Here is a 260-nt window from a genome sequence, read left to right on the forward strand (position 1 = left end):
GCCTACCACGCCATGGGCAAGAAGCGCGCGCGCCCCCAGCATTCGGTGGTCTATGCCACGCAATCGATCCACAAGCTGCTCGCCGGCATCAGCCAGGCCAGCCATGTGCTGGTGCAGGACTCGCAGACCGAGAAGCTCGACCGCCACCTGTTCAACGAGGCGTACCTGATGCACACCTCGACCAGCCCGCAGTACAGCATCATCGCCAGCTGCGACGTGGCCGCCGCCATGATGGAGCCGCCCGGCGGCACGGCGCTGGT

Annotated in this window: 1 pseudogene; it reads left to right on the forward strand. The window is 66.9% G+C overall.

The window, feature by feature from the left end:
- A pseudogene (locus QZH66_RS17270) lies at nt 1–260 on the forward strand (lysine decarboxylase); the annotation flags it as partial.

It is taken from the genome of Stenotrophomonas sp. YIM B06876, assembly GCF_030711595.1.
In the GTDB taxonomy this organism is placed as follows: domain Bacteria; phylum Pseudomonadota; class Gammaproteobacteria; order Xanthomonadales; family Xanthomonadaceae; genus Stenotrophomonas.